Annotated in this window: 21 protein-coding genes; 14 read left to right on the top strand and 7 right to left on the bottom strand. The window is 69.4% G+C overall.

From position 1 onward, the window contains the following. Nucleotides 1–32: 32 nt before the first annotated feature. Both FK530_RS16140 and dnaB read right to left on the bottom strand, forming a co-directional pair. On the bottom strand, nt 33–767 hold the full coding sequence (locus FK530_RS16140; RefSeq protein ID WP_225536084.1) for a TnsA-like heteromeric transposase endonuclease subunit: 735 nt from the start codon (nt 765–767) through the stop codon (nt 33–35). 135 nt (nt 768–902) lie between these two features. Then, nucleotides 903–2309, bottom strand: a complete 1407-nt coding sequence (dnaB, locus tag FK530_RS16135; protein ID WP_146488058.1) for a replicative DNA helicase — start codon at nt 2307–2309, stop codon at nt 903–905. A gap of 542 nt (nt 2310–2851) precedes the next feature. On the opposite strand from dnaB, the gene FK530_RS16130 reads away from it, so the two are divergent. Then, on the top strand, nt 2852–3346 hold the full coding sequence (locus FK530_RS16130; protein WP_146488057.1) for a hypothetical protein: 495 nt from the start codon (nt 2852–2854) through the stop codon (nt 3344–3346). 66 nt (nt 3347–3412) lie between these two features. On the opposite strand, the gene rplI is transcribed toward FK530_RS16130, so the two are convergent. The 4 genes from rplI to rpsF form a co-directional block, all read right to left on the bottom strand. After that, on the bottom strand, nt 3413–3865 hold the full coding sequence (rplI, locus tag FK530_RS16125) for a 50S ribosomal protein L9 (protein WP_068526175.1): 453 nt from the start codon (nt 3863–3865) through the stop codon (nt 3413–3415). Nucleotides 3866–3879: 14 nt separating this feature from the next. Beyond that, a complete protein-coding gene (rpsR, locus tag FK530_RS16120; RefSeq protein WP_068526176.1) occupies nt 3880–4137 on the bottom strand; it encodes a 30S ribosomal protein S18 in 258 nt (85 codons plus the stop codon). Nucleotides 4138–4215: 78 nt separating this feature from the next. Next, the gene (locus tag FK530_RS16115) at nt 4216–4746 is read right to left on the bottom strand and encodes a single-stranded DNA-binding protein (RefSeq protein ID WP_146488056.1); all 531 of its coding nucleotides are present in this window, start codon (nt 4744–4746) and stop codon (nt 4216–4218) included. 28 nt (nt 4747–4774) lie between these two features. Continuing rightward, complete coding sequence (gene rpsF / locus FK530_RS16110) at nt 4775–5059, bottom strand: 30S ribosomal protein S6 (protein ID WP_068526178.1); 285 nt, start codon at nt 5057–5059, stop codon at nt 4775–4777. 202 nt (nt 5060–5261) lie between these two features. On the opposite strand from rpsF, the gene FK530_RS16105 reads away from it, so the two are divergent. Genes FK530_RS16105 through FK530_RS16050 form a run of 12 tightly spaced genes read left to right on the top strand, consistent with a single transcriptional unit; the run spans nt 5262 to nt 15468 of the window. Continuing rightward, complete coding sequence (locus FK530_RS16105) at nt 5262–6116, top strand: MlaE family ABC transporter permease (RefSeq protein WP_146488055.1); 855 nt, start codon at nt 5262–5264, stop codon at nt 6114–6116. 5 nt (nt 6117–6121) lie between these two features. Continuing rightward, nucleotides 6122–6979, top strand: a complete 858-nt coding sequence (locus FK530_RS16100; protein ID WP_146488054.1) for an ABC transporter permease — start codon at nt 6122–6124, stop codon at nt 6977–6979. A 4-nt stretch (nt 6980–6983) separates the two neighbouring features. Further along, complete coding sequence (locus FK530_RS16095) at nt 6984–8150, top strand: MlaD family protein (RefSeq protein WP_146488053.1); 1167 nt, start codon at nt 6984–6986, stop codon at nt 8148–8150. 1 nt (nt 8151) lies between these two features. Further along, nucleotides 8152–9171 (top strand): MlaD family protein, encoded by a 1020-nt coding sequence (locus FK530_RS16090; protein WP_146488052.1) that lies wholly within the window; start codon nt 8152–8154, stop codon nt 9169–9171. Then, nucleotides 9159–10223 carry an MlaD family protein gene (locus FK530_RS16085; RefSeq protein WP_146488051.1) on the top strand — a complete coding sequence of 355 codons (1065 nt, stop codon included), beginning with the start codon at nt 9159–9161 and terminating at the stop codon, nt 10221–10223. The genes FK530_RS16090 and FK530_RS16085 overlap by 13 nt, the downstream gene beginning before the upstream one ends. Then, entirely contained in the window at nt 10223–11335 is a 1113-nt protein-coding gene (locus FK530_RS16080) for an MlaD family protein (protein WP_231706667.1), read from the top strand. Before FK530_RS16085 ends, FK530_RS16080 begins: the two co-directional genes overlap by 1 nt. Beyond that, nucleotides 11332–12375 carry an MlaD family protein gene (locus tag FK530_RS16075; RefSeq protein WP_146488049.1) on the top strand — a complete coding sequence of 348 codons (1044 nt, stop codon included), beginning with the start codon at nt 11332–11334 and terminating at the stop codon, nt 12373–12375. The genes FK530_RS16080 and FK530_RS16075 overlap by 4 nt, the downstream gene beginning before the upstream one ends. Beyond that, the gene (locus FK530_RS16070; protein WP_146488048.1) at nt 12372–13331 is read left to right on the top strand and encodes an MlaD family protein; all 960 of its coding nucleotides are present in this window, start codon (nt 12372–12374) and stop codon (nt 13329–13331) included. Before FK530_RS16075 ends, FK530_RS16070 begins: the two co-directional genes overlap by 4 nt. A gap of 17 nt (nt 13332–13348) precedes the next feature. Beyond that, nucleotides 13349–14110, top strand: coding sequence for a hypothetical protein (locus FK530_RS16065; RefSeq protein WP_146488047.1), 762 nt, complete (start codon nt 13349–13351; stop codon nt 14108–14110). Between the two features lie 22 nt (nt 14111–14132). Beyond that, nucleotides 14133–14348, top strand: a complete 216-nt coding sequence (locus FK530_RS16060) for a hypothetical protein (RefSeq protein ID WP_146488046.1) — start codon at nt 14133–14135, stop codon at nt 14346–14348. Next, the gene (locus tag FK530_RS16055) at nt 14348–14542 is read left to right on the top strand and encodes a hypothetical protein (protein WP_223120331.1); all 195 of its coding nucleotides are present in this window, start codon (nt 14348–14350) and stop codon (nt 14540–14542) included. Before FK530_RS16060 ends, FK530_RS16055 begins: the two co-directional genes overlap by 1 nt. 8 nt (nt 14543–14550) lie before the next feature. Then, the gene (locus tag FK530_RS16050) at nt 14551–15468 is read left to right on the top strand and encodes an oxygenase MpaB family protein (RefSeq protein WP_146488044.1); all 918 of its coding nucleotides are present in this window, start codon (nt 14551–14553) and stop codon (nt 15466–15468) included. A 17-nt stretch (nt 15469–15485) separates the two neighbouring features. Here FK530_RS16050 and FK530_RS16045 read toward each other — a convergent pair whose 3' ends face one another. Then, complete coding sequence (locus FK530_RS16045; protein ID WP_146488043.1) at nt 15486–16670, bottom strand: TetR/AcrR family transcriptional regulator; 1185 nt, start codon at nt 16668–16670, stop codon at nt 15486–15488. Between the two features lie 131 nt (nt 16671–16801). On the opposite strand from FK530_RS16045, the gene FK530_RS16040 reads away from it, so the two are divergent. Continuing rightward, the gene (locus tag FK530_RS16040) at nt 16802–17746 is read left to right on the top strand and encodes an oxygenase MpaB family protein (protein ID WP_146488042.1); all 945 of its coding nucleotides are present in this window, start codon (nt 16802–16804) and stop codon (nt 17744–17746) included. Nucleotides 17747–17771: the final 25 nt, after the last annotated feature.

Raw genomic sequence — 17771 nt, 5'->3', positions numbered from 1 at the left:
CCGTCCGCCAACCTCAACCCGCTCAACGCCACTCACAAGACCCTCGAAATCTGAGTGCGACTAGTGATTGCGGCGTCAATGTCGACGTGCAGCCGACGCCGCCATATCAAGTGCAGCACCGCCGCTCGCACGCTCGCGTCAGGACGATCTGGCATCCGATCGATGAGAGCACCAATCGTCAATCCCACCTGAGCGACCGCCTGAACCGCCTCGCAATGGTCAGGCACGATTGCACTCTCGCGCCGATAGCCAGCGAGGAATCTGACATTCGCGGCCCTCCGCGGCGGCGGCTCGGTGGCGACCTCGTATCGCCACCCCTTGGCCTCGACGACATCCCGAGTCAAGTTCAAAACCCTTGCAACATCATCATTATCAAGCCTTCGAGCAGGCTTTACGTCAACGACGACCGGGCCGGAATCAGTATCGAGTAGGAAGTCCGGAACGTGCCTCCGCAGGACACCATCGACCTCAGTCGCGAGAAGGAAAGGCTGGGCCACGATGCCCCGAACCCGATCGTCGAAGTCTGCGAGCATCAGGTTAGCGAGCTCCAGGCGGGACTCATAGATCACCAGATCGCGGGTAGTGCTCGACCAGTACCACCCCGAGTAGTGTTTCTGCCCTCGATACCAGCGAAATGTGCGCCACGGCGCTGCCTCGCGAAGGTCCTCCATTGCGGCCGACTTCCACTCCACGGTCCGCTCACAGAGGTCCTCACCGCGGCGGAACGATACTTCCACCGCGGTCCCCGCGGAGCTGCCGGGCGACATGGTCTTGACGGTGCCACTTCCGCCCTCAGATGCGGGGACGTGCCCCGGCGTGTCCCAAACAGTTGGCGGATCCGCCAACTGTCCGCCACGTAGCTTGGGATTCCGCCACGGAATCTGGGACCCTACAAGCGGGGTTCAGCCCTTGGCCATGTCCACGAAGCGGGAGTAGTGCAGCTGGTGGGCGACTGTGACGGTGGCGGTGGGGCCGGCGCGGTGCTTGCCGAGGATGAAGTCGGCCTCGCCGGCGCGCGGATCGTCGCGCTCGTAGGCGTCGGGACGGTGCACCAGCACGACCATGTCGGCGTCCTGCTCGAGCGAGCCGGACTCGCGGAGATCGGCGACCTGGGGCTTCTTATCGGTCCGCTGCTCGGGACCACGGTTGAGCTGTGCGACGGCGATGAGCGGGACCTCGAGCTCCTTCGCGAGCAGCTTGAGCTGCCGCGAGAACTCCGAGACCTCCTGCTGGCGCGATTCGACCTTCTTGCCGGAGGTCATCAGCTGCAGGTAGTCGATGACGATGAGCTTGAGGTCGTGCCGCTGCTTGAGGCGGCGGGCCTTCGCACGGATCTCCATCATCGTGAGGTTCGGCGAATCGTCGACGAACAGCGGCGCCTCGGAGATCTCCGACATGCGGCGGGCCAGGCGGGTCCAGTCGTCGTCGGACATCTTGCCCGAACGCATATCGGCCAGCTTGATCCGCGCCTCCGCGGAGAGCAGGCGCATCACGACCTCGGTCTTGCTCATCTCGAGGCTGAACAGGACCCCCGGCATCTGGTGCTCGATGGCACAGGATCGCAGCACGTCGAGCGCCATCGTCGACTTACCGGCGCCGGGACGGCCGGCGACGATGATCATCTGGCCGGCGTGCAGGCCGTTGGTGAGGGCGTCGAAGTCCGTGAAGCCGGTGGGGACACCCATACTGACGCCACCGCGCGAGGCGATCGCGTCGATCTCGTCCATCGTGGGCTGCAGCAGCTCCTCGAGGATCACGTAGTCCTCGGAGGCCTTGCGCTCGGTCACGTCGTAGACCGCGGCCTGCGCGCGGTCCACGACCTCGGCGACATCGGCACCGTCGGAGCCCGAGTAGCCGTACTGGACGATCCGCGTCCCCGCCTCGACGAGCCGCCGCAGGATCGCCTTCTCCGCGACGATCTCCGCGTAGTAGCCGGCGTTGGCCGCGGTGGGCACGGTGGAGATCAGGGTGTGGAGGTACGGCGCGCCGCCGACGCGCTTCAGCTCGCCCTTGCGGTCGAGCGTCGCCGACACCGTCACGGCGTCCGCGGGCTCGCCGGCGCCGTAGAGGTCGAGGATCGCGTCGTACACGGACTGGTGCGCGGGCCGGTAGAAGTCGCCGGGGGTGATCACCTCGAGGACGTCCGCGATGGCGTCCTTGGAGAGCATCATGGCGCCCAGCACGGACTGCTCGGCCGCGATGTCCTGTGGGGGCTGGCGGCCGAAGTCCTCGGCGGGCGGGGCACCGGGGGCGGGCTCCGGACGTCCGACAGGGCCCGGAGTGAACTCCTGCTCGTCCGTGACCGACACCGCGCACCCACCTCTCACGCCCCGGGCCGCCGTGCGGCGGCGAGGCTCACCAGTTCTTCTCTCGGTCTACCGCGACACCCTGACAAGTTCGTTGCTCACGAAGCTCGCTCCCGGGCGCGCGCTGGACGCACGTGAACGCTAGGCGCTCGGGTCGGGACCGCAAAGCGGAGCTGTGGATGGATCTGTGAGCGGATTGTGGAGGGCCCGCGGTCAGGGTGGGGAGGACTGTGTGGACCGATGGGGAAAACTTGTGGATACGCACCGGGCTTCCCCGCATCGCTGCAGGTCCTACCGGGTACTTCGCCTGTGTATCGTTGTGGATCGAGATTCCCCCGCGTGTCGCACCGACCTGACATTCGGGCGTGTCGTGAGTGAATCCGCCACCGTCGCGCAGAGAAAACCACCCCCAGTTGTTACCCGTCGGTCACCTGCTGGGGCTCCTACCAGCGCGAACGCGTCACCGGACGACGGTGCAGCTTCTTCCGGCCCCTGTCGCCGCGTATTCTGATCGGTGCATCACCCACTGCGGAAGGACCCACCCGATGAACACCTCCACGATCGCGGCGCGCACAGCCGGAGTCGCGGTCTCGCTCGCGGCCGTCGCCACGTGCGCCATCGGGCCCGCGGGTGCGGCCCCGACCCCCGCACCGAAGCCGAAGCCGGCTCCGGTGTCCGCCACCTGCACGAGCGCCAACCCGATGTTCGTGGTCGGCGGCCAGATGCTGACGTGGAAGGTGACCGCCACCGTCGGCGGCAACGGCCAGATCCTCGTCGGCGCGACCGGCAACGCCGGCGCCCGCGACCTCGTGCTGAGCCAGTTCGCCTCGACCGCGACCCTGTCGTGGAACAACACGACCACCGGCAAGTTCGGCAGCGCGAAACTGAGCGGCGTCGGCCCCCTGCCCGTCCTCAACAAGACGCCCGTCACCACCGGCAAGGGCGCCGTGACCTTCAACCTGGTCATCAAGGCGGGCGCGGGCAGCGAGTGGATCGGCACCCAGACCAGCACCCCCTGCGTGGGCACGATCACCGTCTGATCGTTCCCCGGAGACGACGGAACCCCCACCGCCCGAGGGCGATGGGGGTTCTTGCGTCCGTGCCTGTTACTGCGCGGCGACGGTGAGCGCGAACTTCGCGCGCACGTCGGGGTGCAGCACCACGACCACGGGGAACGAGCCCGTGGACTTGATGTGCCCCTGCGGCAGCTCGATGCTGCGCTTGTCGACGGCGGGGCCGCCGGCGGTCTTGAGCGCGGCGGCGACATCGGCAGCGGTGACCGAGCCGAAGAGCTTGCCCGACTCGGCGGTCTTCACGGTCAGCGAGACGGACTCGAGGCCCTCGATGGCCTGCTTCAGCTCGTTGGCGTGATCGAGGCCGCGCACGCGCTTGGCCTCCTGGCTGCGGCGGATGCCCTCGACCTGCTTCTCGGCACCACGAGTGGCGACGATGGCCAGGCCGCGGGGCAGCAGGTAGTTGCGGCCGTAGCCGTCCTTGACCTCGACGGTGTCGCCGGGGGCGCCCAGGTTGTCGACGTCGGCGGTGAGGATGAGCTTCATTTCTTCACCCCTCCTTAGCGGGTCGTCGACGTGAACGGCAGCAGGGCCACCTCACGCGCGTTCTTGACGGCGATCGCGATGTCGCGCTGGTGCTGGACGCAGTTGCCCGTCACACGACGGCTGCGGATCTTGCCCCGCTCCGACAGGAACCGACGCAGCAGCGTGGTGTCCTTGTAGTCGATCTTGGTGTTCTTCTCCTTGCAGAACGTGCACGCCTTGGCCTTGACGGCCTTCTCGACGCGCACCTTCCGGCCATTGCCCTTACCGGCCATGGTGTTGGTACTCCTTGATGAGGTCTACTGGGCCTCCGGCGAACCGGACGGGCCCTTCACAGTGTTCGATCCCGGGGATCAGAACGGCGGATCGTCGTTGCTTCCGCCGAAGCTGCTCCCGGCCGCGGGGGCGCTGCCCCACGGATCGTCTGCGGGCTGGTTCTGGCGCGGAGCCTGCTGGGCGGGCTGGCTGTAACCGCCACCGCCGCCCTGGCCGCCACCGAAACCGCCGCCGCCACCGCCGCGCTGCGTGCGCGTCGGCTTCGCCGTCGCGTATCGAAGGGAGGGGCCGATCTCGTCGACCTCGAGTTCCACCACTGTGCGCCGCTGGCCCTCGCGATCGTCGTACGACCGCTGCTTGAGCCGGCCGGAGACGATGACGCGCGTGCCCTTCGTGAGCGATTCGGCGACGTTCTCCGCCGCCTCACGCCAGATGTTGCAGCGCAGGAACAGCGCCTCGCCGTCCTTCCACTCGTTGGTGTTCCGGTCGAAGGTCCGGGGCGTGGAGGCGACGGTGAAGTTGGCCACCGCCGCACCCGACGGGGTGAAGCGCAGCTCCGGATCCGCCGTCAGATTGCCGATGACCGTGATGATCGTGTCGCCTGCCATGGTGTCTCTCCCTGTCGTTAGTGCGCGACTAGTTCTGCCGCAGCACCTTAGTGCGCAGCACCGACTCGTTCAGCTTGAGCTGACGATCCAGCTCGTTGACCGTGGCCGGCTCGGCGGTCAGATCGATCACCGCGTAGATGCCCTCGGCGTTCTTGGAGATCTCGTAAGCAAGACGGCGCTTGCCCCAGATGTCGACGTTCCCGACCGATCCGCCGTCCTTGCGGACCACGTTCAGGAAGGTCTCCAGCGAGGGCGCGACGGTGCGCTCATCCAGGCTCGGATCCAGGATCACCATCAGTTCGTAATTACGCATGGGCTTTTCGCCTCCTCCTATGGACTATGCGGCCGTGGACTCTCCACGGCAGGAGCGTTGCCCGAAAGGCAACCGGACCAGGGTACCCCAACCCCTCGCCACCAGCGAAATCAGCCGACTGACGCCCGGGCCCGGAAATTCGCCGGAAAACCCCGCCGAGATAGAGAACATTCCCTAACATGTGGCAGGAAGGAGGTGAGCTATGCCATCGCAATCGTCTCAGGAAGCCCCCGCCGCCCGGCCCGGGCCCGTCGACGCGCTCCGCAGGAACCTCGACGAGAACGCACTCGGTCCCGTCCGCACCCTCGGGCGCACGGTCGAGCTGGTGCTCCACTCGTCGGTATCGATGGTGACGGACCTCCTGCGCGGTCGGATCCAGTTCCGCGAGATCGTCGTCCAGGCCTGGTTCCTGGTCAGCGTCACCGCGGTCCCCGCCTTCCTCATGGCCATCCCCTTCGGCGTGATCGTGACGATCCAGATCGGCAGCATCGTCAACCAGATCGGCGCCGGCTCCCTCATGGGCGCCGCGAGCGGCCTGACCGTCATCCAGCAGGCCGCGCCGATGGCCGCAGGCCTGCTCCTCGGAGGCGCCGGCGCCTCCGCCATCGCCGCCGACCTCGGCTCGCGCACCATCCGCGAGGAGGTCGACGCCATGCGGGTCATGGGCATCGACCCCGTGCGCCGGCTCGTCGTCCCGCGGATCCTCGCGGCCGCCTTCGTCGCGCCGCTGCTCTGCATCTTCATCACCGTCGTCGGCATCGGCGCCGCCTACTACCTGGCCGTCGCCGGGCAGAGCGTGACACCGGGCTCCTACTGGCTCAGCTTCGGCGCCTACGCCACCACGCGGGACTTCGGCTTCTCCCTGATCAAGGCCGCGATCTTCGGCATCATGATCGCCGTCCTCGGCTGCCAGCACGGCCTCGAGGCGAAGGGCGGCGCGCGCGGCGTCGCCGACGCGGTGAACACCACCGTGGTGGTCTCCACCGTGGGCATCATCGTGCTCAACTTCGCACTCACCCAGATCTACACGACCTATTTCCCGATGAGGGTGGGCTGATCCGCATGACCATCGCCCCGTACCGCCCGAGAGGGTTCCGCTTCCTCGGCCGCCTGTCGGACGGCGTCCGCAGTACGCTCGCCCGGCTCGGCCAGATGGTGTCCTTCGTCGTCGCCTCGGTCGCCCTCATCCCGCACGCCCTGCGCAACTACCCGAAGCAGACGATCCGCACCATCACCGACCTCACCTGGGGGCGGGGCGCGGTGATCGTCGGCGGCGGCACCTCGCTGATGATGGTCGTGCTCGGGCTCGCGGTGGGCGGCACCGTCGCCATCCAGGCCTTCGCCTCCCTCGACCTGCTCGGTATGGGCCCGCTCACGGGCGTCATCGCCGCGCTCGCCAACACCCGCGAATTCGCGCCGATCCTCGCCGCCGCGGGCTTCGCGGTGCAGGCCGGATGCCGCATGACGGCCGAGATCGGCGCCATGCGCATCACCGAGGAGATCGACGCACTCGAGGCCCTCGGCCTGCGGTCCATCTCCTTCGTGGTGAGCACCCGCATGATCGCCGGCGTCGTCGCGATCGTCCCGATCTTCCTCATCGCGATCATCGTCAGCTTCTTCGCCTCCAGCACCATCGTGACGCTGGCGCAGGGTGACGCGGCGGGCACCTACGAGCACTACTTCGAGCAGTTCCTCTCCCCCGCCGACCTCGTCGCCTCCATCGCCAAGGTGGTCGTCTTCATCTGCGCCGTCATCCTCATCCACTGCTACCAGGGCTTCTTCGCCGCAGGCGGCCCCGAGGGCGTGGGCGTGGCGTCGGGCCGTGCGGTCCGCGCCTCGATGGTGGCGATCGTGGTGCTCGACATGCTGATGACGATCGGCATCTGGGGCACCAACAGCGAACTGGTCTTCCGGGGGTGAGCGCATGACGACGACATGGCCCTCCCCCGTCACGGGCATGATGACGCCCGGCCCCGTCCTGCTGCGCCGCGGTGTCGCCGTGATCCTCGCGGCGGTGCTCACGGCCCTCGCGTTCTGGGCCGTCCGCGCGATCGTCACGACGCCGCCGAAGGCGCTCACCCTCGTCGTGCGCGACGTCGCGCCCGGCGTCGCGCCGGGCACCGCCGTGGAGATGGACGGCCTGCGCATCGGCGAGGTCACCGACGTCGTCGACCGGGGCGCGGGAAAGCTCGGCGTGGCGATGCGCCTGAACGGCGCCGCCGACGATCTCGTGACCGACGCGGTGAAGGTCTCCTACGCCGCCGGCAACACCTTCGGCATCACCGTCGTCGCGCTGACTCCGGGCCGCGGCGGACGGGCCCTCGCCGCGGGCGCGTCCTGGGAGCCGCTCTCCGCACCCGACGACAGCACAATGGCCTCCCTCCTGCGGTCGCTCAGCACGATGGAGCGGGAGAGCTTCCGCCCGCACATGGCGCAGCTGATCGGGCAGATGGACACCACCACCCGGCAGTTCCTCCCGTTCCTCGGCGCCATCGGGGCCATCGCCGAGGCGAACGCCGACACGCAGCGGATCCCCACCGCGCAGACGCTGCCGACGATCGCCTCGACGCTCAAGGCGCTCGACGCCTCGACCCGGCGGATGCTGCCCGGCCTCCGGGAGCTGTGGTCCTGGAGCGGACCGGACACACCGGGCTACCCGGCGCGGCAGAAGGCCACGATCGACATGCTCGCCCACGACTTCTCCCCGACGCTCGCCGCGCTGTTCAGCAAGCCCAACGTCGCCGCTCTCGCCGAGGTGCTGGTGCCCGTCCGCGAGCTGTCGACCCGCTCGGTCGCCAGCTTCCCCGACGCCGCCCGCAACGGCCGCCAACTCGAGGAGCTCATCGAACGGATCCGTCGGTCCATGCCGGACAACGGTTCCGGGCCGGTGCTCAACCTCGACGTCACGTTCCAGCAGTTCCCCGCCATCGCGTCACTGCTGCCGCCCGTCCCCGAGTTCTCGGTGACACCGCCCGGCAAGCCGGCCCCGCCGAAGCCCGCGACGAAGCCCTCCGGCGCCGCGGCCGCACCGTCCGCAGGCACCTCCGCCACACCGACCACCGCCGCGCCGACCACGACGAGGGGCCGCTGACGTGCGCACCGCCCGCAATCCCGGAACACTGCTCCTGATCTTCGTCGTCCTCATCGCGGTGGGGGCCGCGTTCACCGTGCGCGCCCTCACCCGGCCCGCACAGGCGGCGCAGTCGTCGTACAGCGCGATGTTCACCAACGCCTCCGGGCTCCGGTCGGGCGACGACGTGCGGCTCCTCGGGGTGCAGGTGGGCAAGGTCCGCGACGTCACGCTCGACCAGGGCGACGCCGCGCGCGGCTCACTCGCCCGGGTCGACTTCACGGTCGATCGCGCCCAGCGCCTCACCTCGGCGACCACCTTGTCCATCCGGTTCCAGAACCTCACGGGCCTCCGCTACCTGGACCTCTCGCCGAGCGAGGCGCAGGCGTCCGAGATCGCACCGAAGTCCACCATCGGCACGGACCGGACGGTGCCGTCCTTCGACGTCACGACGATCTTCAACGGCCTCCAGCCCGTGCTCGCGGCGATGCAGCCGGAGCAGATCAACCACCTCGCCCAGTCGATCGCCGCCGTCGTCGAGGGCGACGGTTCCGGACTCGGCCCTCTGCTCGACGCGCTGCAGACGCTGAGCCGCTTCACCAACGACCGGTCGGCGCTGCTGCAGACCCTGGTGCGCAACCTCAAGACGATCAACGAGAGCCTCGGCGGCAAGTCCACGGCCCTGCCCACCGTCATCGGCTACCTCCAGGGCATCGGGGAGGTCATGCGGAACGCGGCACCGTCGACGAAGGTCCTGTCGGACCAGGGCGCCGAGCTGATGACCGCGGCCGACGCCCTCCTGCGCGGTGCGGGCCTCCAGCCCGCCGGCTCCTCCCTGCTCGAGCTGGCCCGCCCCGAGCTGCCCCGCCTGCAGAGCCTCGTCGACCTGGCCGCGCTCCTGCCCGGCCTGTTCGCGAACCTGACCCAGCAGCCCGTCCCCTCCGCCGGTGGCGAGACGGGGTGCAGCCGCGGCGAGGCGCAGCTGCCCGCCGGCCTGCTGGTCTTCCTCCGAGGATCGAAGGTGACGCTGTGCAAGCGCTGACCCTCCCTACGACTCTGCTCCGCGACGGCTACCGGCTCGCGCTGAAGCTCGCCTCCGGCGCCGAGGAGGCCTGGGCCCGTCCGAGTTCGAAACAACGGCAGCTGATCTTCGGCGTCCTCGGCGTGGCCGTCGCAGTGATCGTGATGATCGCGAGCTCCGTGCTCGCCGTCCGCCCCCTCGGCACCACCACCTACACCGTGCACTTCCCCGAGGCCGGGATGGTCCGCGCCGGGGACGACGTGCGCGTCGCGGGGGTGTCCGTCGGCTCCGTGCAGCGCGTCGCGCTCGAGGGCGACCACGTGAACGTGGGGCTGCGCATCAAGAAGAAGGTGCACATCGGCGATCAGTCGCGCGTCGCGGTCAAGATGCTCACCGCGGTCGGCGGCTACTTCGTGGACATCGACTCCCTCGGCACCGCCCCGCTCGGCGCGACCGCGATCCCGCCGTCGCGCGTGCGGATCCCGTACAGCCTGGTCGAGACGTTCCAGCAGGCCGATCCGAAGATCCGCGCGATCGACCCGACGCCCCTGCGCGAGTCGCTCGCCCAGATCCAGCGGGCCACGAGCGGCAAGCCCGGGCAGATGAAGGAACTGCTGTCCACGTTGCAGGGCGTGGTGCAGAGCATCTCGACGCAGAAGGACGAGGTCGGCGGCTTCGTCCAGACACTGTCGGACTACTCGGCCGCCATCGACCGCAACGGCGACGTGCTCACCCAGGTGATGCGCGACATGAACATCTACTTCTCCACCGCGCGACTCAACGTGGCGGGGTACAAGCGATTCATGAGCGCCTTCGACATGGTCCTCAAGCGGATCATCCCGGCGGCGAACTTCTACCAGGAGAACCTCGCCTCGATGGAGGCGCAGTTCAACCTCATGTCCGGCCAGATCGGCACGCTGCTCACCAAGTACCAGAAGATGATCGACGACGCGATGGCCCTGCTCCGGCGGATCCAGTCCTCGGTGAAGCCCGACGGCACCGTCGTCTTCGACGGCTCGGTGCCGACCCTCTCGTCCCAGTACTGCATTCCGCTGGAAGGGGCTCCGTGCTGATGTTGTCCAAGGCCCTCAGCTCGAAATGGCTCGTCACCGCCGTCGCGGTCACGGTGGTCGGATCCATCATCGCCGCGGCGCTGTACATCTCGCGCACGCCCGACAAGGCGCAGGCCCGCTTCTGCGCCCTCATGCCCGACGCGATCGGGCTGTACGTGGGGAACCCGGTCACACGGCTCGGGGTGCCGATCGGGAAGGTCACGGAGATCCGGCCCGAGAACACGGCCGCCCGGGTCGAGTTCTCCGTCGACGCCGACCAACCGGTGACCGCGGGGACCGGCGCCGTCACGGTCGCGGCCTCGCTCATCGCCTCGCGGCAGCTCGCGCTCGTCGACGACGCCCGCAAGGGCGGCCCCGCACTGCGCGCCGGGTCGTGCCTGACGAGCACCAAGACCCCGCAGTCCCTGAGCCGCAGCCTCAGCTCCATCGGTGATGCGGCCGCCAAGCTCACCACGGGTGGCGGCCCCGAACAGGCCAAGCAGGTGCAGGATTCGATCACCTCGCTCGCCGCGGCGGTGGACGGCACCGGACCGGACGTCAACGGCGTCATCGGGAGCCTCGCCGCGCTGCTCGACGATCCCGGCCCCGGCATCGGCGACGTGGGCCGCACCCTCGACTCGTTCTCCTCCCTGACCGGCGGCATGACCTCGAACTGGGCGCCGCTCAAGCAGCTCCTGGTGACCGCGCCCGACGGCCTCGCGGACATCATCGTGCCGACCGCCAGGACCACCGAGACCCTCGGCGAGGCCCTGATCCCGCTCGGCAAGCTGCTGCGCGACCTCATCTCCCACTACGGACACAACCTGTGGCCGATCCTCGACACCGTGATCCCGGCGTCGCGCCTGGTCAGCGCCGGTGTCCGCAACTGGGGCGACCTGCTGGGCTTCCTCCCCCCGCTGATCGACGCCTTCAACGTCTCCTTCGACCAGCGCACCCTCGGTCTGAAGATCGTCTTCACGCCGCCGCCGACGAAGATGGTGGCCCGCAACCCGGAACTGACGTGCGCGAACGTCAACCGGATCGCGCCGGGCCAGTGCAAGGTCGTCGACCCCGGCCACATCGACGTCGACCTGATCTCCGCCATCCTCCGTGGGACGGGAGCCGCCCGATGAGACGTACTCCGCTGCGCAGCAGGATCATCCGCGGCTTCCTGCTGCTCGTCGTGCTCGCTCTCGGTGTCGTCGGGGTGCTCCGGGCGGGCCCGTCGACGCTGCCGAACCCGACCGGCTGGGCCTCGTCGGGATGGCCCTTGCGGGTGGAGTTCTCGAACGCCCTGAACCTGCCCGACCAGGCCCAGGTCCGGTTCAACGGCCGCGCCGTCGGCACGATGGACTCCGTGCGGCTCGACGGCGATCGCGCCGTCGCCACCCTGACCATCACCGAGCCCGCGAGCATCCCCTCCGACACCACCGCGGAGCTGCGCCAGGACACCATTCTCGGCGACGTCTACATCGCCCTGGTCTCGGCGCCGACGTCCACCGCGCAGCCGATCCGCGCAGGCGGGGTCATCCCCTTGGCGCAGAGCCGACCACCGGACCACGTCGAGGACTTGATGACCAGCCTGTCCGGCTTCCTCGGCAGCGGCGGCGTGGCCCAGCTCGGGAACACGGTCCAGCGGATCGACGGGGCCTTCCCCGACGACCCCGCGCGGACCCGCACGATCACCGACAACCTCGCCTCGACGGTGATGGCATGGGCCAACGACACCAAGTCCCTCGACGACGCGCTCCGCTCCGTCGTCGGGGTCACCGGTGCGATCGCCGGCGAGCACCGCATGCTCAGTGAGTACCTCACTCCCGACGGGCTGCGGCGCTGGGGCGTCATCGCCGAGACCGCCCGCGTGACGGAGGTCTTCGCCTCGCTCGCACCGGGATTGGCGAATCTCGCTCCCCTCACCCCCGGCGTCCGTGATCTCGCCGCACTGTTCACCCAGGTGGTCAGCCCGATCCTGCTCCTGGACCGGCCGGTGGGCGCGATCCGCCCGGACAATCTCATCAACCTGCGGAACCTGTTCCGGGACACGATCATCCCGTGGGTGGAGCACGGCCCGAAGGTGAACGTGGTGAAGGTCTCGGACGGCCCCGCCGTGCCGACCGCGGAGAAGGCGGAGCAGGCGCTGCGCGCGCTGCGCATGATCGGGGCGGTCCGATGAAGAAGGAGTTCATCGCGAACGCGATCACGTTCACCGTGGTCCTCGTCGTCGGCCTGTTCATCCTCTTGTACGGCTACATGGGGATGCGGCCCGGAGTCCAGTACACGACGCTCTCCCTCAAGCTCGCGCACACCGGCCAGCTGTCCCCCGGCTCCCCGATCCTCCTGCGCGGAGTCCGCATCGGCGACGTCACGGGTGTCGAACCGTCGACGGAGGGCGTGCGGATCGCCCTGCGCTACCCGTCCGAGTACCGGATCCCCGTCGACTCGGATCTGTCGGTCGAACAGCTCAGCGCCCTCAGCGAGCCCTACGTCGAGTTCGCCCCCCGCTCCTCCGGCGGCGCCGTGTTCGCCTCCGGCGCCGTGATCCCCGCGACCGCGGTCACGCAGTCCCGTTCCGTCACTGATGTCTTCCAGGCGCTCTCGGCGCTCAACCGCACCGCCGACACCGGCGCCCTCGGCGGCATCGTCAAGACCGCGTGGCAGGCCACCTCCGGGCGCGACGACGACCTGGCCACCCTCAGCCGCGCCGGCCAGCTGCTGAGCGCGACGGTGCTCAGCCGGATGCCCGCGATCCGCTCCATGTTCGCCAACACCCAGATCTACTCCGCGGATCTCGGGTGGACCGCGGACGCCGTCCGCCGCCTCGGCGCCGAGTTCGAGAACACCGCCACGGTGGTCCTCAGCGCGGTGAAAGTCGTGCAGCGAATGGTGCTCACCCTCAACGCGCCGGACCCGTTCGTCGACACCATCAACCCGTTCCTCAAGCGACTCAAGCCCTACCTCGACGAGTTGCTCCCCGCGCTCGCCACCACCGGCGGCCCGTTCATCTCCATCTTCTCGGCGCTCAACCGCACCGTGCCGCAGATCGACCTCAGCACCCTGTTGTCGAACGCGCTGCAGGTCGCCGGGACCGACGGTGCCGCCCGCGTCACCCTGACCCTTCCCCGCCCCTGACCCACAGAGAGGAACCCATGGCGCAGGAGCACGACGACCCCGACGAAGTCGCCGCCGAGCAACCCGATCCCACGGAGGAGACGGCCGACCCGCCCACCCCGGCCGCCCGTCGGAAGCCCCGCACGCCGGCCCCCGAGGCGGAGCCGGCGCGGCGGACACCGTCGGGCACGATGCGCACGGTCCTCGCGACGGTGGTGGTGGTCGCGCTGGTCGCCGTGTCGGTGCTGCTGTACCTGCAGACCCGCACGCTCGACACCGAGCGGCAGGAAGCCGCCGACCGCGCCCGCGCCGAGCAGATCGCCTCCGACTACGCGGTCAAGGCCGCCACCATGGACTACCGCGATCTCACGCCGTGGATCAACGGGGTGAAAGCCGGGACCACCCCCGAACTGGCGAAGAAGTACGACTCCATCCTCGACCTCATGCGCGAGGTGGTCACGCCGCTGCGGCTGACCTCCACGGGCCGGGCCTCCTTCGCCAAGACCACCTCCGAGGTGAACGGCATCTACCAGGTGAAGGTGGCCGTCGACGTCTCGACGCAGAACGTCCAGGCTCCGCAGGGCACCGTCAGCACGAGCACCTACTCGGTGAGCCTCGACAAGAACCGCTCCTGGGTCATCACCGAGGCCGGCGACCCCGCGAATCCGAACGCGGTGCTCAGCGGAATCGGTGGCGCGGGAACCACGCCGTCGGCGACCCCCTCCGCCCCGGCGAACCCGCAGCAGGGCACGACCCCGACCATGCCGGAGATCCCCGTACCGTCCGGCACCCCCAACTGACCGCACCGCAGAAGGACGAACGATGCTGCAGCGCTTCCTCGACTACGAGATGAAGGTCTCGGAGTTCATCGGATTCCTCATCCTGATCGGCATCCCGTACGGGGTCATCGGCCTCGTCTGGTCGTTGACCCACATGGACCACCTCGGGGACCTCAGCGGGATCGACCGGATCGTCTCCTTCCTCGGCGCCATCGTCTGCTGGCCGGTGCTGCTCTTCGCGAACGTGACGATGCAGTGATGGCCCTGGTGTGGATCATCGACGTGGTGGTCCAGTACGTGAAGATCCTCGGCGGCCGCCAGCGAGTGCCGGTGGTGGTGCGGCTCGCGGCCTGGCTCCTGCTGCTCGCGGCCGTCGTCGCGGGTGCCGCCCTCGTCGCCTTCGGGCTCGTCCGCCTCAACGACTACCTCGCCTCCCTCCCACCGACCCGCTAGGAGCACCCATGTCGTCCTCGCAGCATCCGTCCGGGAGCGTCGGCCCGTCCGACGGTGCGCCGCTCACCCTCGAGCGCACGCGCATCCCGATCCCGGGGGTCCATCGCCGCTACACCTCGCGCGACCTCGCCGTCACCGACGCGCTCGACTTCTGGGGCTTCGCCGGCGCCGCCGCCAACGTCGCGATGCAGATGATGAATCCCGGTGTGGGACACGGCGTCGTCGAGTCGACCGTGGAGAGCGGAGCGCTGATGAAGCGGCCGTGGAAGCGCGCCCGCACCACCACGCAGTACCTCGCGGTCGCGATTCTCGGCACCGAGAAGGAGAAGGAGGCCTACCGCGACGCGGTCAACGTGGCGCACCGGCAGGTGAAGTCGAAGCCGGGAGCCGCGGTGAAGTACAACGCCTTCGACCGGGACCTGCAGCTCTGGGTCGCCGCGTGCCTCTTCGTCGGCTTCGAGGACGCCTATCAGCTGCTCAACGGGAAGCTACCGGCGAACCAGGCGGAGAGCTTCTACCAGTCCTGTGCGACGCTCGGCACGACCCTGCAGGTGCCGCGCGACATGTGGCCGGCGACGCGCGCCGATTTCGACGACTACTGGGTCCGCGCCTGCGGTGAGATCGCGCTCGACGAGCCCGTCGCGGCGTATCTCGACGACCTGCTGAACCTGCGGATGATCAACTGGCCCCTGCGCTTCGCCTTCGGTGGACTCCTGAAGTTCCTCACCGCCGGCTCCCTCGCGCCGTACTTCCGCGAACAGATGGGCGTGCGCTGGAGCGCCGCGGATCAGCGACGGTTCGACAACCTCTTCGTCTTCGTGGGCTTCGTCAACCGCTTCATCCCGCGGTTCCTGCGGTTCGGGCCGACCCGGTCGCTGATGGTCGACCTGCGGCTGCGGATCGGGGCGGGCAAGCCCCTCGTCTGAGCGGCGGGATCGCCGGGTCAGGCCGGGAACAGCACCGCACAGACGAGGGCGTAGACCTCGGCCTGGAACGACGGGTCCGGGTCGAACCGGCGCGTGCGGCCCACGTCGAAGACGACCGCGAACGCGGCGTGCACGAGGAAGACGGCCTCGGCGGCGCTGAGCTCCGGTCGCACCGCGACCACGGCATCGGCGAACGCGGCGATGTTGGCGCGCTGGATCCCGGCGAGGCGGCTGCGGTCCGCGTCCGGGACGTTGCCGATCTCCCGGAAGTACACCGTCATCAGCTTGGCCCGGAGGAAGGACAACTGCACGTAGGCCTGCGCGAGCGCCGCGAGCCGGGCCGCGGGGTCCGGCACCGTCGAATGGACCTCGTCGATCGCGTCGGCCACCCCCTTGGCCGCCTGGTCCAGGGCGCTGACCAGGATGCCCGCCTTGCTGGGGAAATAGCGGTACATGCCCGACGGGACGATCCCGGCCGCGCGTCCGATCTGGCCCATGCTCACGTTGTGGAAGCCGTGCCGGAAGATCTGCTCGATCGCCTCGACCAGTACCTGCTCCTGGCGTCCCGCGTCGGGGGTGGGCTCCGGCGGGGGCGCGACGGTGTACGGCACCGGCGGAGCGGGCAGCGCCAGTTCCTGCCGCGCCGCCGCGCCGAGCACGGCCTCCGCGCGCTTCTGGGCCAGGACGGTGCGGTGCGCGGTGACGCTGCCCGTCACGCTGATCAGCGCCACGCTGCGCAGCTCGATCTCGGCCCGGTCCACGCCCGGCAGCGCCGGCGCGGCGGCATCGGCGACGGTGCCGATCATCGCGGTGAGCTGCTCGCGGATCCGCGCCCGGTCGGCGCCCTCGAGGAGTCGCTGCTCCCAGCGGAACAGGCCGCCCGTGTTGCGGCGCTCGAACGAGACCCCCAGGGCCGCCTCGATGATCGCGTCGATCCGCGCGCCCGGCGCCCGCCCCGCGGTCGCCTCGGCGGCGGCGTCGACCGCGTTGCACAGCGCGTCGGAGGCGGAGGTGATGGCGTGCTCCAGCAGCGCGTACTTGTTCGGGAAGTGCCGGTAGACGGCGGGACCGCTGATGTCGAGCGACGCCGCGATCTCCTCGATCCCGACGCCGTGATAGCCGCGCCGGGAGAAGTCCTCAGCGGCGACCCGCGCGATCTGCTCGCGCCGGTCCTTGGGCCGCTTCCGCCGCGCCTGGGTCACGTCTACTCCTCTTCACACAAGTCCGCATCGAGAGTACTCACTGTCGGGAGCCCGTCCGCGGTGTACCGTCAACTCTATAAGTAAGTGAACGTTCACACACCGGATCGGTGGAACGACCGAGAGGAACCCGCATGACCACGAGCGCCGAGCCGAAAGCCACGAGCCCCGCGGCGGTCGGCACCGCACCGTCGTCGCCGCCGGAGCACGTCGTGGACCCGGTGGCCGGCGGCTACCGGATCGCGATCACCGCACCGCAACGCCCCGCGCACCTCCTCACCACGATGGCGGAGTCCATGGACATCGCCTCCCTCGCGGAGGGCGCCGCCAACGTGGTCATGCAACTCCTGAACCGGCCCGTGGCGTACGGCGTGATGGAGTCGCCCGTCGAATCCGGCGCGCTGTACAAGCATCCGGTCAAGCGCACCCGCACCACGATCTCCTACCTCGCGGTCGCGATCCTCGGCACGCCCACCGACAAGGAGCGGTACCGCGAGGCGGTGAACACCGCGCACCGCCAGGTCCGCAGCACCGCGGCGAGTCCGGTGAAGTACAACGCGATGGACCGGGGCCTGCAGTTGTGGGTCGCGATGTGCCTGTACGTGGGCTTCGAGGACACGCACCAGCTGCTGCGCGGGCGGATGGACCGCGCGCAGCGTGCCCTGTTCTATCGCGATTCCGCGCCGCTCGGCACGACGCTGCAGGTGCCCGCGGCGCTGTGGCCGGCCACACCCGACGAGTTCGACGCGACCTGGGTCGAGCTGTGCGAGCAGAAGATCACGCCCGACGAGACCACCCGGGCGTACCTGCGACAGCTGGTCGACTTCACTTTCGTCGGCAACCTGCCGATGCCGCTGAAGGCGTTCAACCGGTTCCTGACCGCCGGCTTCCTCGCCCCGCGCTTCCGGGAGGCGATGGAGATCGAGTGGACCGACCGCGACCAGCGCCGGTTCGACCGGTTCTGGCGCGCCGTCGCGTTCGCGAACGGATTCGTGCCGCTCGCGCTGCGCCGCCTGCCCTACCGGCTGCTGCTCGCCGACCTGCGCCTGCGCACGAGGCTCGGCCGCCCGCTCGTCTGACGGGCTTCATCGCCGGTCGACACGC

This window comes from Tsukamurella conjunctivitidis, from assembly GCF_007858475.1.
Lineage (GTDB): Bacteria > Actinomycetota > Actinomycetes > Mycobacteriales > Mycobacteriaceae > Tsukamurella > Tsukamurella conjunctivitidis.
The sequence above is the reverse complement of the archived record's forward strand: the minus strand, read 5'-3'. Positions and strand labels throughout refer to the sequence as shown.

Excerpts from the sequence above, each read along its gene's own strand:
- FK530_RS16055 (WP_223120331.1), top strand. The coding sequence starts at position 14,348 with ATGGCCCTGGTGTGGATCATCGACGTGGTGGTCCAGTACGTGAAGATC.
- rpsF (WP_068526178.1), bottom strand. The coding sequence starts at position 5,059 with ATGCGTAATTACGAACTGATGGTGATCCTGGATCCGAGCCTGGATGAG.
- FK530_RS16100 (WP_146488054.1), top strand. The coding sequence starts at position 6,122 with ATGACCATCGCCCCGTACCGCCCGAGAGGGTTCCGCTTCCTCGGCCGC.
- FK530_RS16140 (WP_225536084.1), bottom strand. The coding sequence starts at position 767 with ATGTCGCCCGGCAGCTCCGCGGGGACCGCGGTGGAAGTATCGTTCCGC.
- FK530_RS16070 (WP_146488048.1), top strand. The coding sequence starts at position 12,372 with ATGAAGAAGGAGTTCATCGCGAACGCGATCACGTTCACCGTGGTCCTC.
- FK530_RS16075 (WP_146488049.1), top strand. The coding sequence starts at position 11,332 with ATGAGACGTACTCCGCTGCGCAGCAGGATCATCCGCGGCTTCCTGCTG.
- FK530_RS16050 (WP_146488044.1), top strand. The coding sequence starts at position 14,551 with ATGTCGTCCTCGCAGCATCCGTCCGGGAGCGTCGGCCCGTCCGACGGT.
- FK530_RS16095 (WP_146488053.1), top strand. The coding sequence starts at position 6,984 with ATGACGACGACATGGCCCTCCCCCGTCACGGGCATGATGACGCCCGGC.
- rpsR (WP_068526176.1), bottom strand. The coding sequence starts at position 4,137 with ATGGCCGGTAAGGGCAATGGCCGGAAGGTGCGCGTCGAGAAGGCCGTC.
- FK530_RS16080 (WP_231706667.1), top strand. The coding sequence starts at position 10,223 with ATGTTGTCCAAGGCCCTCAGCTCGAAATGGCTCGTCACCGCCGTCGCG.
- FK530_RS16130 (WP_146488057.1), top strand. The coding sequence starts at position 2,852 with ATGAACACCTCCACGATCGCGGCGCGCACAGCCGGAGTCGCGGTCTCG.
- FK530_RS16115 (WP_146488056.1), bottom strand. The coding sequence starts at position 4,746 with ATGGCAGGCGACACGATCATCACGGTCATCGGCAATCTGACGGCGGAT.
- rplI (WP_068526175.1), bottom strand. The coding sequence starts at position 3,865 with ATGAAGCTCATCCTCACCGCCGACGTCGACAACCTGGGCGCCCCCGGC.
- FK530_RS16040 (WP_146488042.1), top strand. The coding sequence starts at position 16,802 with ATGACCACGAGCGCCGAGCCGAAAGCCACGAGCCCCGCGGCGGTCGGC.
- FK530_RS16060 (WP_146488046.1), top strand. The coding sequence starts at position 14,133 with ATGCTGCAGCGCTTCCTCGACTACGAGATGAAGGTCTCGGAGTTCATC.
- FK530_RS16065 (WP_146488047.1), top strand. The coding sequence starts at position 13,349 with ATGGCGCAGGAGCACGACGACCCCGACGAAGTCGCCGCCGAGCAACCC.
- FK530_RS16105 (WP_146488055.1), top strand. The coding sequence starts at position 5,262 with ATGCCATCGCAATCGTCTCAGGAAGCCCCCGCCGCCCGGCCCGGGCCC.